The organism is Actinomycetospora lutea (genome assembly GCF_028737205.1).
Taxonomy (GTDB): Bacteria; Actinomycetota; Actinomycetes; order Mycobacteriales; family Pseudonocardiaceae; genus Actinomycetospora; species Actinomycetospora lutea.
On the sequence record NZ_JAQZAL010000007.1, the window covers coordinates 24,699 to 37,971 of the forward strand.

Consider the following 13,273-nt stretch of genomic DNA (forward strand, 5'->3'; position numbering starts at 1 on the left):
TCACGGTGAGTGCTCCGACGACCCGCAGCGACCGCCGGACGCGTCTGCAGGAGGCCCGCCTCTACCTGTGCACCGACTCCCGCGCCGCACGGGGCGACCTCGCCGAGTTCGCCGACGCCGCCCTGCGCGGGGGCGTCGACATCATCCAGCTGCGCGAGAAGGGCCTGGAGGCCCGCGACGAGCTCGCCGCGCTCGCGGTCCTCGGCGCGGCGGCCCGCCGCCACGGCGCGCTGCTGGCGGTCAACGACCGCGCCGACGTCGCCCTCGCCGCCGACGCCGACGTGCTGCACCTCGGGCAGGACGACCTGCCGGTGCCGTGGGCCCGCCGGGTGGTCGGCGACGACGTGCTCATCGGGCGCTCCACCCACGACGCCGACCAGGCCGCCGCGGGCGCGGCCGAGGTGGGCGCCGACTACTTCTGCACCGGTCCGTGCTGGCCCACGCCGACCAAGCCGGGACGCCCCGCGCCGGGCCTCGACCTCGTGCGCGCCACCGCCGCGGCGGCCCCCGCCCGGCCGTGGTTCGCGATCGGCGGGATCGACCACGCGCGCCTCGACGAGGTGCTGGCGGCCGGCGCGACGCGCGTGGTGGTCGTGCGCGCGATCACCGAGGCCGACGACCCCGAGGAGGCCGCGCGGACGCTGCGCCGCCGGCTCAGCGCGCCACCGACAACGTGAGCCCCTCGCTCGCGAGGACCTCGTCGATCGGCTGGTAGAGGCTCGTGCCGCCGGCGGTCGTGCAGTCCCCGGTGCCGCCGGAGAGCAGCCCGAGCGCCGAGCTGCCGGACACGAACGGGCCGCCGGAGTCGCCGCCCTCGCTGCACGCGTCGGTGAGCACGAGGCCCTGGACGGGGCCCGCGGCGTAGTTCGCGGTGACGTCGACCGCGGTCACCCGGCCGCAGCGCCAGCCCGTCGTGGAGCCCGACCGGCAGACGGTGGCGCCGACCGGGGCGGTCGCCGTGCCCGTGATCGCGCGCGTCGTCGACCCCTCGGCGGCCACCGACGGCGTCGCCCGCCAGCCGGGCCCGACGTCGACGACGCCCCAGTCGCCGGTGCGGTCGAACACGGAGCTGCGCACCGGCCCGATCGGGGCGTCGTTCGCGCCGGTCACGTCGCCGCCACGGTTGGTGCAGTGGCCGGCAGTGATCAGCCGGGGCGCCCCCGACGCGGTGGTCGCCGTGAACGCGAGCGAGCACCGGGTGCCGGTGACGCGCACGGCGTCGCCGCCGACGAGGTCGTAGACGGGCGGGTCGGCGCGCGGGGTCGGTGCCGCCACGCCCTCGACCACCCGCACCGAGGCGTCGACCTCGCGCGCCTGCCGGACCCAGTCGGCCGACCGCGCGTCCCGCGGCGCCGCGTTGAGCGCCAGGACGACCGTGCGGGCGGTGCCGTCGACCCACCAGGCGCTCACCGACGCCGGCGCGCCCCGCCGCTCCGCGAGCGCGTCGAGGCGCTCCTTGACCGCGCCCAGCTCCGCGGGGGTCTCGGCCGGCGCCGCCCGCGCGACCGGTCCCGTCGCCAGCACGGCCGGCCCCACGGCCGGCAGCACGGCCAGCAGCACGGCCAGCCCCACGGCGAGCGCCAGGGCCGCGAGCCGCCCCATCCCGATCCCCCACTCGCTCATCTGTCGGCACAGGCGCCGACGGCCGGACGAACGCTAGAGCGTCCGTCCGGCCGTCGGTGGGAGCCGGGGCGGGATCTCAGCCGTTGGTGGAACCGCCGCCGGACCCGCTGCCGTCGCGTGGCAGGAGGTTCGGCAGGCCCCCGCTCTGCGAGCTGCGCGTCGGCTGCTGCGAGGTCGTGGTGCCGGGCTGCCGGGTGGCGGTGCCGCCGGCGCCCCCACCCTGCTCGTCCTGCAGGTTCGACGAGGTCGTCGAGCTCGGGGCGTCCGTGTCCTCGGTGGCCGAGTCGGACGGCGCGGTGGTGGCCTCGGACGTGCCGGTCTCCTGACCGAAGAGGCTGCCCACCGACGTCCCGCTCGACCCGCCGGACAGCGGGTGCCCGGTCGCGGTCTCGACGCCGACCGTCGCGAGCAGGGCGATGACGAACACGCTCGCGGCGACGCCGCCGAGGGTCACCCAGGTCTTCCACCCGAGGCCCTTGAGCACGGCGAGCATGCCGGCGAGGTCGAATCGGCGACGCGCCGGCTCCGGCTCGAGCGGCGCGACCCGCGTCACGGCGTCGTCGCCACCCGGGGGGACCGGGGGACCGCCGGGCCCGCCCGGGCCCGTCGGGCACCCGGGCTGGCCCATCACCGCGGTCGGCCCGCCGCCCGGGGGCGTGCCCGTCTGGCGGCTCTGCGGGATGAACGCGGTGGGGCGGACCTCGGTCGGCGCCCCGGGCGCGCCCGGGGCGAGCGAGGTCGCCGGCCCGTTCGGGTCGACCCGCGAGTGCACCCGCGTCGGGTCCGCACCCTCTACGCGCAGCGCCACGCGGCCCGGATGCACCGGCTGGCCGGGCTGCCCCGGCTGGCCGGGACGCCCGGTCGGCGGGCCCGCGGCCCCGGGGACGCGGCGTGTCGGGTCGGCCGGTGGCATCCCGGGCCGGACCTGCCGCTGCCCCGGCGGCACCGGCACGCCGGGACCGGGCGTGGGCGGACCCGCGACCGGCCGGCCGGGCGGGCCGGGCTGCGGGGCCCGCGTCGGGGCGGGCGGCGCGGACGACCTGGCCGAGGCGCCGCCCGCGATCTTCCCGACGGCCGTGGCCACCCGCGTGTTGTTCGGCCCCGCCACGACGAGGCGCTGCTTGACACGGTCGCGCGTGACCTCGAGCGACTTCTGGTACAGCGCCGATCCGACGGTACTGACGATCGAGGCGACCGCCGCGCCGCCGATGGTGCCGAGCACGCCCATGAACGACCCGAGGATCGCCGCGGTCGCGGCGGCCAGCGCACTGGCGATGATCTGCGGGAAGGTCAGGCCGATACCGGAGGACGCGGACTCGGACTTCTCTTCAGGGTTCGCTGGTGACATGGCTCCCGGTGCGCACGGATCGGGGTAACACGGGCAGGTCCGGGGCGCGCCCGCGTCATCCGACGCACCCGCCGACCACTAGGGACGACGCCCACCATCGTGCCGCGTTGTCCCCCGGTGAGAGCGTTCACCCTCGGACGCAGTCACGTCCCACCGTCCAGCCCAATGACTCGACCGAACGGCTCAGGAATCGGGCACGACGGGGCGCCGTGGACCCGGATGCCCGGGCGGCAGGGCCGTCCGAACCACCGGCCAGGAGGCTGCGACGCACACCACCACGAGCGGCCACGTCAGCACGGCCTGGGCGACCGCCAGGGCCGCCGTCTGCCCGGCCCACCACAGCCCGAGGAACACCACCACGCGCAGCGCGTACTGGCCCACCCACACCCAGCTCGCGCGGCTGTAGCCGCGCAGGAGGTCGGGATCCCGGCGCCACAGCGTGGGGTGGCCCGTGAGCGTGCCCACGACGACGCCCAGCAGCGGCCACCGGACCGCGATCGAGACCAGCCACGCGACGAGGCTGCCCGCGTTGGCGACGATGCGGGGCAGGAAGAAGTCCTCGGCGCGGCCGGTGTAGAGCGCGAGCAGCGCCGCGCCGACCGCGAGCAGCAGGCCGACCGCGAGCGCGCGGGGGCGCTCGCCCCGGCGCAGGCGCCACACCGCGATCATCGCCGCGACGACGACCGCGGCGATCCCGCCGAGCAGGATGGGCTGCGCCCACGCCAGCGCGTCGGCGGTCAGCCAGACCGCGACGAAGACCACGCCGGGCACCGACGCGTCGACGGTCTGCCCCCGCCCCCCGAGGAGCTCGGTGAAGGGATCGACCTCCCGGGCGCGCTCGCCGCGCGCCCCCGCCGGTCCGGGGTCGTCGGGCACGGTCAACCGAGGGGCTCGGCGGCGCGGCCCCGGCGCGCGAGCTCGGCGGTGAAGGCCGGCGACGGCGTGCTCGGGCTCGCGATCTCCACGAGCATGCCGTTGGGGTCGGTGACCAGCATCTGGCGCCGGCCGTGGAAGAGGTCGCGCGGCGGGGCCACCAGCGGCAGGCGCAGCCGCCGGGCCTCGGCGTGCACGGCGTCGACGTCGTCGACCATGAACGTGAGGATCACCCCCGCCGGCTCGGCCCGGTAGGGCGGCGGCACCAGCTCGTGGCCGACCGCCCAGATGGCCAGCTCGTGGACGTCGTCACCCTCGGCGCGGGTGAGCGCCACGTACCAGTCGCTGTCGAAGGCGACCCGGAAACCGAGCAGCGCGACGTAGAAGTCCCGCGTCTCGGGCAGCCGGTCGGACAGGACGGTGGGGAACGAGCGGCGCATCGCCATGCCTTGAGATCCTCTCTCCGGCGGGGCCTCCATCGTCGCGCACGGCCGCCGTTCCCCCGGTCGCGGGGCCGATCACCCTCATCACACCTCGAGCGGGCCGACCGTCACCCGGATGACCGCCCAGCACGCCTCGGTCAGCTGCGTGGCCAGCTCGTCGCGTGTCGCTCCGTGCGGGTCGTCGAGCCAGTGGGCGCTCGCCGAGTCGACCATCCCCACCAGCCCGAAGGCGAGCGGGTGCGCCACCGGCGCCGGAAGCTCCGCCCCGAGCGACCCGTCGACGAGCATCCCCGCGACGTGCTCGGCGACGGTGGCGCGCACGTTGGTCGTCGCGGACTCGCCGCCGGTGCCGAACGAGGTGCGCTTGAGGTAGCGGTAGACGTTGGCGTTCGCCTCGAGCCAGCCGAGGTGGGCCCGCAGCGCCTTCGCCAGCATCTCGAACGGGCGCCCGGACGGGCGCCACACCGGCTCCAGCTCGTGGACGAGCCGCTCGACCGAGCGCGCGGCGATGGCGCTCTGCAGGTCGTCGCGGCCCTCGAAGTGCCGGTAGAGCCCGGGACGGGACACGCCCGCGCGCGCCGCGATCTGCTCGGTGGTGACCTCGGGCCCGTGCTCGCCGATGGCGGCGACCGCGGCGTCGACCAGCTCGAGCCGCCGGGCCTCCCGGTGCCCCGCCCACCGCGCGGCACGCCCGTCCACGGGGGTGTCGTCGGTGGCCTCCCCGGCCGGTGCGTCGCCCATGGTCGCCCCAGCCTCGCACCGCGGGGGGCGAGCGGCCAGTGAAGCGCAGGTCAGGACCGGGTGCCGACGTGCTCGCTCGCCCGCCCGACCAGCACCAGGATGCAGCCCGCGAGCAGCCCCGCGACCACGGCCCGCCCGCCGTGGGTCGGGTCGGCGAGGGCCACGAGCGACGAGAACATCGTGACCGCCCAGCCGAACACCGCGAGCCAGCTCGAGATCGGGCGCAGGCCGGCGACGGTCGAGGTGTCGCGGCGGGCCCGGACCGAGCGCCACGCCGCGAGCACGAAGGCCAGGACGACGGCCACGACCACGGCGGTCGTGCGGCCCGGACCCGGCGGCACCAGACCGACGACCAGCAGCGTCGCCGCGGCCACGACGAGCGCCGCCCCGGTGACCAGCCACCCCGCGCGACGCACGCGGGCGGCGCCGCCCTCGCCGGCGGCGGTCCCGATGGGCATGCCCGGCAGCGTAGCGGCGACCGCGGTCGGCGCCGGGGCCCGCGGCGCGCTCCCGGGCTCACCCCGTCCCGTCGGGCTCCGCGTCCCCGGCGGTCTCCGCGTCCGGCCGCCCGGGCGGCCCGGCCTCACCGCGCACGAACGCGCGTTCCCGCGCGGCGTAGTCGCGGGCCCGGCGGGCGCCCGCGAGCAGGCGCTCGGCGGCGTGGGGACGCAGGCGCGCGCACTCCTCGTAGACATCCGCGACCGTGTCCTCCGACTCGGCGATCCTCCCGGCGAGGTCCGCGATGCGCCGCCGCAGGTCCTCGGCCTGGTCGTGGGCCGTGCGCCGGTCGGCGACGACGGACCGCACCTCGTCCTGCCGGCTCTCGTCCACGGGTCCTCCACGCCGGCGCGTGACCGGCACCGTGTGCCCCGACGCCGGCCTCTCGGGACTAGCATGGCCCACCCACCCGGTTGACGTCTCGCAGCCGTCCAGCGACATCGCCGACAGCCGTCGCGTGAGAGGCAGGCGCCTGATGCAACCGGACGTGCCCGTCGTCGTCGGCGTGGGTGCCTCGGCGGGCGGCGTGGAAGCGCTGCTGGAGCTCGCCGGGAGCCTCGACCCCGACCTGCCGGCGCTCGTCCTCGTCGTGCTCCACCAGCCGGCCGAGGCCCCGACCGTGCTGCAGCACCTCATGGACAAGCGCTGCGCGCTCCCCGTCCGGCACGCGGAGAACGGCGAGCGCCCCGCGCCCGGCAGCGTCCTGCTCGCCCCGCCGGACCACCACCTCCTGCTCGTCGACGGGCGGCTGGAGGTCTCCCGGGGACCGCGGGAGAACGGGCACCGCCCGGCCATCGACCCGCTGTTCCGCTCGCTCGCCGTCGAGGTCGGCCCGAACGCGACCGGTTGCGTGCTCTCAGGGCTGCTCGACGACGGGGCGGCGGGCCTGCTGGCGATGGTGCGCCACGGCGGGACGGCCGTCGTCCAGGACCCGGACGAGGCCCTCTACCCCTCGATGCCCCGAGCGGCCCTCGACCAGGTCCCGGGGGCGATCGTGCGGCCGGTCGGCCAGATGGGCGCGCTGTTCTGGGAGCTCGCCGGGCGTCCGGTCCACGGGGGCCTGCGTCCGAGCCCCGAGATCGTGCGCGAGGTGGCCCTCACCAGAGCGGGAGCGAGCGTGGACGACCAGGAGAAGCCCCCCGGTCCGCCGGCCGGGCTGGTGTGCCCCGACTGCTCGGGGCCGTTGTTCGATCTCAGCGAGGACACCATGCTGCGCTACCGGTGCCGGGTCGGTCACGCGTGGTCGGAGCAGAGCCTCTCGGGCGTCCAGGACGACGGGATCGAGCGGGCGCTGTTCACCGCGCTCCAGGCGCTGGAGGACAAGGCCGACCTGCAGCACCGGATCGCCCGGACCGCGTCCGACCGGGGCTCGGAGCGGGTCGCGGGGCGGGCCCGCGAGGCGGCCCACTACGCACTGCACTCGGCCGGTCTGGTTCGTGATCTCCTCGCCGATCGGAAGGCCGGGAACAGCGCATGAGCGGGGACGAACCCGTGGACGAGGGGGGGGCCCGGGTCGAGGTCGAGGACTTGGTCGAGGACGAGGTCGTCGAGGACCCCGGGGACGACGCCGCCGAGGGGGCCGCCGGCGACGCCACCGAGGACGCGGCTCAGGAGGCCGCGTTCGAGTCGCTGCTGGAGTTCCTCAAGGAGAGCCGCGGCTTCGACTTCACCGGCTACAAGCGGTCCAGCATCTGGCGGCGGGTGACGCGGCGGATGCAGCAGATCGGGGTCGGCTCCTTCAGCGACTACCTCGACGTGCTGCAGGTCGACCAGGACGAGTTCACGCACCTGTTCAACACCGTGCTGATCAACGTCACCGGCTTCCTGCGCGACCCCGAGGCGTGGCGCGAGCTGCAGGAGGAGATCGTCCCGCAGCTGCTCGCCCCCAAGGCCCGGGGCGAGTCGGTGCGGGTCTGGTCGGCGGGGTGCGCGAGCGGCGAGGAGGCCTACAGCCTGGCGATGGTGTTCGCCGAGGCGCTCGGCGTGGAGGAGTTCCGCCAGCGGGTGAAGGTGTACGCCACCGACGTCGACGAGGACGCGCTGACCACGGCGCGCCAGGCCACGTACGGCGACCGGGAGCTGCAGGCCCTGCCCGACGAGTGGCGGGACCGGTACTTCGAGCGCTCCGCGGGCCGCTACACGTTCCGCGGCGACCTACGGCGCAGCGTCATCTTCGGTCGCAACGACCTGGTGCAGGACGCACCGATCGGGCGCCTCGACCTGCTCGTGTGCCGCAACACGCTGATGTACCTCAACGCCGAGACGCAGGCGCAGGTCCTGCGGCGCTTCCACTTCGCGCTCAACCCGGCCGGCGTGATGTTCCTGGGCAAGGCCGAGATGCTGCTCAGCCACGGCCGCCTGTTCCTGCCGATCGACCTCAAGCGCCGCTTCTTCCGCAAGTCCGAGCAGGTCACCCAGGCTGGACGGCGGGCGGTCACCACGGGCCGCGACGGGCAGGCCGAGAGCCGTCGCGACGCGGCGCTCGAGGACGAGACGCTGCTGTTCAGCCCGCTCGCGACGATCGTCGTCACCGCCGACGACGTGGTCGCCAAGGCCAACCAGCGCGCCGAGGCCCAGCTCGGGGTGTCCCCCCGCGAGATCGGGCGCCGCTTCCCCGACCTGGAGATCTGTCACCGGATCACCGGTCTGCGCTCGTCGTTCGAGGACGTCCGGCGCCACCGGACGTCGATGTGGCAGCACGAGGCGGAGTTCTCGCGCTCGACCTCGGAGACCCTGGTCTTCGACATCCAGATCGTGCCGCTCGAGGCCCACAGCGAGGACGGCGTCTCGATCGCCCTGTTCTTCACCGACGTCACCCGCTACCGCCGGATGACCGTCGAGCTCCAATCGGCCCACCGTCAGGTGGAGACCGCCTACGAGGAGCTCCAGTCCACCGTCGAGGAGCTCGAGACCACCAACGAGGAGCTCCAGTCCACCAACGACGAGCTCCAGTCCATGACGACGAGATGCGCGAGCGCTCGGGCCAGCTCGACCGCGCCAATGATTTCCTGGAATCCGTGCTGGGCAGCCTGCGGACAGCAGTGGTCGTCGTGGACTCGGAGCTGATCGTGCAGGCGTGGAACGGCCGCGCGGACGACCTGTGGGGCGTGCGCAGCGAGGAGGCCGTCGGCCAGCATCTGCTCAACCTCGACATCGGCCTGGCGATGGACCGCGTGCGCCCGCTCGTCCGGGACGTCCTGGCGGGCAACGTGCCCCGGGAGGATCCCCTGCGGACCGAGGCCATCAACCGGCGCGGACGCTCCGTGCAGCTCGCCGTCGCCGTGTCCCCGCTGACCGGCCGGGAGAGCCTCCCCGGCGGCGCGATCATCCTGATGGACCACATCGACGGCACGGGGCCGACCACGGCCGAGCTCGGGCCGGAGGACACGGTGACGTCGTGAGCACCGCCGATCGACGCCGACGCGAGGCGGGGCCCGGTCCGGGCCCCGCCTCGACGGACGTCGACGTCGACCACGTGGCCGACCTGCTCGACGACATCTCCGCCGAGCTCGAGACGATCGACGAACCCGACCACCGCGCGGTCACCGGTGAGGGGCCCGAGGCGTCGGAGAACCGCATGGTCGCGGCGACCCAGGCGTCCCTGGCGCGGGCGGCGGCGCGGGCGCTGCGCGGCGAGGCCGACGAGGCGCGCCGCGCGAACCGCGCCACCATGGGCGGCGTCCGGCAGACCCGCGACCGGTCGCGTCGAGCGGTCCGCCCGGCCGCGGCCGACGTGCCCCTCGCCGACCTGGAACGCCTGGCCCGGCAGGCCCTCGCGGTCACCGGGCCGGTGGTGTGGGCGGAGCTCGCCGTGCCGCCGGCGGACGGTGCCGTGCTGACGGCGACGGCCGGACACCTGCCGGCCGGCACCGTGGAGGCGCTGCAGGCCGGGCCCCGTGCCGAGGTGCTCCGCACCGGCGCCGGCCTGACCGTGGAGGACGCGGACACCGTCGAGCGGTGGCCCGGCCTGCGGTCGCCGGGCGCGAGCTTCCTGGTGCTCCCCCTCGGTATCTGGGGGGCCCTGACCCTCGCCGCCGACGAGCCGCTGACCTTCGACGACACCGTCCGCGCCGTCGCGCGGGAGGTCGCGGCGCACGGCGTCGTCCTGCTCACCCACGACGGCGCGCGGGACGCCGGCCGGGCGCGCTCGCTGGTGATCACCGCGAGCACGCTGCTGGCCCGCAGGCTCGGCCTCGATCCGACCGGCGGGGTGGATGCGCTCCTGGAGCGGGCCACGTCGGCCGGCAGCACCATCCTCAACAGCGCCCGCCACGTCGTCGACGAGCTGGGCCCGCCCGGGGACGACGGCGTCCCCCGGTCGCCCGAGCCCGCGACCCTGCGGCGCGCGATCGCCTTCCTCGAGGAGCACGCGGCGCAGGAGATCGACGTCGCCGACGTCGCCGCGGCGGCCGGCCTCGGCGTGCGGGGCCTGCAGACGACCTTCCGCCGGTGGCGCGACACCACCCCGCTGGGCCACCTCCGTGAGATCCGACTCGCCCGGGCCCACGAGGAGCTCCGGGACGCGGACCCCCGCGAGACCACCGTCGCCGACGTCGCGCACCGCTGGCGCTTCTCGAACCCCGGGCGGTTCTCGGTGACCTACCGGGAGCGCTACCGCTGCTCGCCGAGCGAGACGTTGCGCGCCTGATCGCCCGCGCCGGGCGTCCACGCGTCGTCCGATCTGGCACAGGGGAGTCCGGTCGTCCGCGATAAGATGGCCACCCATCGGTTGACGTCCCAGCCGTCGTCTCGCCGCGCCGTGGCCGCGGCACAGGAGACGATCTTCAGCGCTCTCCTCGTCCCGAGAGGACCGCGATGGACTCGACCGCTCCGCCGGCGCCCAACCACACCGCTCGGCTCGGCCCGCTCCGACTCGACGCCGATCAGGTACCCGTCCCGGACCTGACACGGCTGTGCCGGCACGCGCGGCGCGTGTGCGCAGCGGTGCGGTGGGCCGAGATCGCGGTCCCGGTGCGCCACGGCGCCACCGTCACGTCGTCGGCCGGCGAGCTGCCGGTCACCGCCACCGACGCCGTCGGGCGGGGTCCCCGCGCCACCGCGGCCCGCTCGGGCGTCCCCGTCGTCGTCGACGACGCCGCGTCGGACGCCCGCTGGCCCGCCCTGCGGCGCGAGGGTGTCGGCTCCCCGGCGTCGCTGCTCGTGCTCCCGCTCGGCCCCGGCGGCGGCACGCTCACCCTCGCCGCCGACATCCCGGCGGCGTTCGACGCCGAGGTCCGGGCCGTGGCCGGCGAGGTGGCGCGTCTCGCTGGCCGGCGCCTCGCCGCTCACGAGCAGCCCGGCGGCGGGGATCCCGGGGGGCGGGCCCGCGACACGGTGGTGGCGGCCCGGGCGCTGCTCGCGCGCCACGAGCAGGTCACCCCGGACGCCGCGTTCGAGCTGCTCCTCGAGCGGGCGCACCGGTACGCCGAGACGGTGCTCGCCTGTGCCGAGCAGGTGCTCGACGAGCTCGGCGGCACGGCGTCCGACGAGCAGGCCGGCCCGCCCGAGCCGGCCACGCTGCGCCGCGCGATCGCCTACCTCGAGGAGCACGCGGCCCGGGACGTGGACGTCGCCGACGTCGCCGCCGCCGCGGGCCTGGGGGTGCGCGGGCTGCAGATGGCGTTCCGGCGCTGGCGGGACACCACCCCGCTCGCCTACCTGCGCGAGCTGCGCCTCGCCCGCGCCCACCAGGAGCTGCGGGCCGCCGACGCGCGCACCAGCGGCGAGACCGTCGCCGACATCGCGGCGCGCTGGCACTTCACCCACCCCGGGCGCTTCTCGGTGACCTACCGGGAGCGCTACGGCTGCTCGCCGAGCGAGACCCTGCGCGCCTGACCTCTGGGCCCCGACCTCTGGGCGACCGCCCCAGCCGCGGGCTAGCGTGTCGTGACGTGGGCCACGCGCGGGAGGTGGACGCCGCGCGACGGCGCTTCCTGCGCCACGGCCGCGAGGCGGTGGCGCCCGGCGTCGTGCGCCCCGCTGTCCTCGCGTCGTGGGAGCGCGCGCGGGGCCTCGACGTCGGACGCCTCACCCCGGCCGTGCGGGCCCTGCCCGAGGGACCCCGGGCCGTCGCCGCGCAGCGGGTCGCCGACCGCGTCCACGCCCGGGACCCCGACCTCGACGCCACCGTCCTGGTCGTCGACGGCGACGGCACGGTGCTGGTGCGCCGGGACGGTGACGCCGCCCTCGCCGAGATCCTCGACGCGCTGCGCGTCGTGCCCGGGTGCGCCCACGGCGAGCACGTCGTCGGCACGACCGCGGCGGCGATCGCCCTGCACGAGGGCGTCGCGGCGGCCGTCGAGGGCCCCGAGCATCTGCATCCCGCACTCGGTGTCCTCGCCGGCGCCGCGGCCCCGGTCGACCCCGGTGACCTCGCCGTCGTCGTCGTGCGCCACGCCGAGGACGGCGCCGTGCGCGACCTCCCGCTGGCCCGGGCGCTGGCCCGCGAGATCGCCGACGAGGACGCGGCCGCCCGGCGCGGGCGGATCCTCGCCGTCCACGACGCCCTGGCCGCCGCGGCCGCGGAGGGCGCCTCGTGGGTGGTGGCGACCGACGGCGACGACCTCGTGCTGGGCGCCGGCGCGCGCCGGCTCCCGCCCGCCGACCAGCAGGTCCTCGCCGACCTGGCCCTCGCGGGCCTGGCGCTGGAGAGCCCCGACGACCCGTACCACGTCGACCTGCCCTCGGGCGGCTGCGCGGAGGTGGCGGTCCGGGAGATCCGCTGCGAGGACCGGCTGGTCGGGTGCGTGGTGGGCGGATGGCCCGCGGTCGACGAGCACAGCAGACGCGAGGCCGAGGGCCGGCGCCGGCAGGGCTCGCACGTCGCGCCCACCTCGCGGCGCGACTTCGCCGCCGACGTGCGCGGCGCCGGGCCCGCCGAGCGCGCGCACGCGGAGGCCCGGGTGCGCGCCAACCGGGACCTGCTGACCCCGTCGCTGCGCGCCCGCCAGGAGCTCGCCGCGAACCTGGGCCAGCGTCGCCACCAGGTGCTCGTCGGCGAGGCCGGGGTCGGCAAGCGCACGCTGGCCGTCGAGCAGTTCGTCCGGCTGCACCGCGACGGCACCGTCACCGTCGTCGACACCGACGCCTCGGACGACGGGGCGCGCGCCGCCGAGCCGCTCGAGCGCCTCGTCCACCGGCCGCCCGCGCGCCCGCACCTCGTCGTCCTGCGCGGGCTGCAGGGGGTCACGCCGCTGTCCGCCCGGCGGCTCGACGAGCACCTCGGGCTGCTGCTGGCGCGCTCGCCGAACGTGGTCGTCGTCGCGTGCCTGGACACGACCTCGGTGGACGCGAGCCGCCCGTACGGCCTGCTGCTGCGCCACTTCCACGAGACCGTCCGCGTCCCCGCGCTGCGCCACCGCGCGGACGAGCTCGCCGACATCGCGCTCTCGGTGCTCCGCGCGATCGGGGGCGGGCGCTCGCTGCGCCTGTCGCACCAGGTCATCCGCGTGCTCGAGGGCTACGCGTGGCCGGGCAACATCAACGAGCTCGAGGACGTGCTGCGCTACGTCGTCGCCCGCAAGCCGGTGGGCGTCATCCAGGCCCCCGACCTGCCGGCCCTGTGCTTCACCAGCCGCCCGCGCCTGACGATGCTCGAGACCGCGCAGGCGGACGCGATCATCCAGGCGCTCTACGAGGCACGCGGCAACCGCTACCAGGCCGCCGCGATGCTCGGGATCGCCCGCTCCTCGCTGTACCGCAAGATCGACGCGTTCGGGATCAGCTACATCGCCTGAGGCGCATCTGT

14 protein-coding genes are annotated in these 13,273 nt (G+C 76.5%); 7 read left to right on the forward strand and 7 right to left on the reverse strand.

The annotated features are described in order from the left end of the window. Window positions 1–5: 5 nt before the first annotated feature. Window positions 6–677 (forward strand): thiamine phosphate synthase, encoded by a 672-nt coding sequence (gene thiE, locus PHK61_RS09560; RefSeq protein WP_274280734.1) that lies wholly within the window; start codon window positions 6–8, stop codon window positions 675–677. Here thiE and PHK61_RS09565 read toward each other — a convergent pair. From PHK61_RS09565 to PHK61_RS09595, 7 genes are all read right to left on the reverse strand, one after another. Beyond that, a complete protein-coding gene (locus tag PHK61_RS09565; RefSeq protein WP_274280735.1) occupies window positions 655–1,623 on the reverse strand; it encodes a S1 family peptidase in 969 nt (322 codons plus the stop codon). The two genes, thiE and PHK61_RS09565, sit on opposite strands and share 23 nt — an antisense overlap. A gap of 76 nt (window positions 1,624–1,699) precedes the next feature. Then, complete coding sequence (locus tag PHK61_RS09570) at window positions 1,700–2,971, reverse strand: hypothetical protein (protein WP_274280736.1); 1,272 nt, start codon at window positions 2,969–2,971, stop codon at window positions 1,700–1,702. A 183-nt stretch (window positions 2,972–3,154) separates the two neighbouring features. Beyond that, window positions 3,155–3,847, reverse strand: coding sequence for a DUF3159 domain-containing protein (locus PHK61_RS09575; protein WP_337993951.1), 693 nt, complete (start codon window positions 3,845–3,847; stop codon window positions 3,155–3,157). Window positions 3,848–3,849: 2 nt separating this feature from the next. Beyond that, on the reverse strand, window positions 3,850–4,290 hold the full coding sequence (locus PHK61_RS09580; protein ID WP_274280738.1) for a VOC family protein: 441 nt from the start codon (window positions 4,288–4,290) through the stop codon (window positions 3,850–3,852). Window positions 4,291–4,371: 81 nt separating this feature from the next. Next, on the reverse strand, window positions 4,372–5,028 hold the full coding sequence (locus PHK61_RS09585) for a TetR/AcrR family transcriptional regulator (RefSeq protein WP_274280739.1): 657 nt from the start codon (window positions 5,026–5,028) through the stop codon (window positions 4,372–4,374). A 50-nt stretch (window positions 5,029–5,078) separates the two neighbouring features. Beyond that, a complete protein-coding gene (locus tag PHK61_RS09590; RefSeq protein WP_274280740.1) occupies window positions 5,079–5,486 on the reverse strand; it encodes a hypothetical protein in 408 nt (135 codons plus the stop codon). Window positions 5,487–5,544: 58 nt separating this feature from the next. Further along, on the reverse strand, window positions 5,545–5,859 hold the full coding sequence (locus tag PHK61_RS09595; protein WP_274280741.1) for a hypothetical protein: 315 nt from the start codon (window positions 5,857–5,859) through the stop codon (window positions 5,545–5,547). 142 nt (window positions 5,860–6,001) lie between these two features. On the opposite strand from PHK61_RS09595, the gene PHK61_RS09600 reads away from it, so the two are divergent. From PHK61_RS09600 to PHK61_RS09625, 6 genes are all read left to right on the forward strand, one after another. Next, window positions 6,002–7,003, forward strand: a complete 1,002-nt coding sequence (locus PHK61_RS09600) for a chemotaxis protein CheB (protein ID WP_274280742.1) — start codon at window positions 6,002–6,004, stop codon at window positions 7,001–7,003. A gap of 14 nt (window positions 7,004–7,017) precedes the next feature. Beyond that, a complete protein-coding gene (locus PHK61_RS09605; RefSeq protein ID WP_274280743.1) occupies window positions 7,018–8,592 on the forward strand; it encodes a CheR family methyltransferase in 1,575 nt (524 codons plus the stop codon). Then, entirely contained in the window at window positions 8,577–8,927 is a 351-nt protein-coding gene (locus PHK61_RS09610) for a PAS domain-containing protein (protein ID WP_274280744.1), read from the forward strand. Before PHK61_RS09605 ends, PHK61_RS09610 begins: the two co-directional genes overlap by 16 nt. Next, window positions 8,924–10,174, forward strand: coding sequence for a helix-turn-helix domain-containing protein (locus tag PHK61_RS09615; RefSeq protein ID WP_274280745.1), 1,251 nt, complete (start codon window positions 8,924–8,926; stop codon window positions 10,172–10,174). Before PHK61_RS09610 ends, PHK61_RS09615 begins: the two co-directional genes overlap by 4 nt. A gap of 284 nt (window positions 10,175–10,458) precedes the next feature. Next, entirely contained in the window at window positions 10,459–11,361 is a 903-nt protein-coding gene (locus PHK61_RS09620; protein ID WP_274280746.1) for a helix-turn-helix domain-containing protein, read from the forward strand. Between the two features lie 56 nt (window positions 11,362–11,417). Further along, window positions 11,418–13,262, forward strand: a complete 1,845-nt coding sequence (locus PHK61_RS09625) for a helix-turn-helix domain-containing protein (RefSeq protein ID WP_274280747.1) — start codon at window positions 11,418–11,420, stop codon at window positions 13,260–13,262. Window positions 13,263–13,273 lie beyond the last annotated feature (11 nt).